The organism is Halovenus halobia (genome assembly GCF_051414135.1).
GTDB lineage: Archaea > Halobacteriota > Halobacteria > Halobacteriales > Haloarculaceae > Halovenus > Halovenus halobia.
In genome coordinates, this window is record NZ_JBLKOA010000018.1 from 1 (window position 1) to 558 (window position 558).

General features: G+C 55.6%; 1 pseudogene. It reads right to left on the minus strand.

Annotated elements, in window-relative coordinates:
* Positions 1-396, minus strand: a pseudogene (locus ACMGFM_RS16630) (RNA-guided endonuclease InsQ/TnpB family protein); the annotation flags it as partial.
* Positions 397-558: the final 162 nt, after the last annotated feature.

Genomic DNA, 558 nt, shown 5'->3' on the forward strand with positions numbered 1-558 from the left:
GTGCCGGATTCCGTTTTGCTTCCACGTCACCGTCGAACGGGGATGTTCCTCGTGGACGCGACGACCTTCGTCATCGTAGTAGTTGCGCTTGCGGTAGCCGGGCGGATTATCTCGGTCGTCATCACTGGAGTACCATGAGTTGAAGGCTTCAGCGAGTTCCTCCAGAACCCGCTGACTGGACTGACTGTGCAGTCCTCGGTATTTGTCGTGTTCCTTCAACTCGTCTTTTAACTCCTCGTGGTCGGGAATCTCGCCGGTTTCCTCCCACTGTTGGCGGGAGTGGTAGTTGGCGACGTTCCAGAGTTTGCTGGCACTCCACCCATGCCGGTCGAGCGACTCCGCCACCTGCGAGTGGTTGCGGATTCGCGCCCGGTGGGTTCGGTGAACCTCAAGCATCGTAAAACGCCCGTATAATTACTTATACTCAATTTTCTTGTAAAAGTTTGGGTTGAAAACGGTGGAATATCCGGCCTTGTCGGAAGCGGTGGAATGTATCACTGAGTGACGGCGCGTATCCACGGCCTGAAGGCCGTGGTATTGCGCCTGCTCCACCTATAA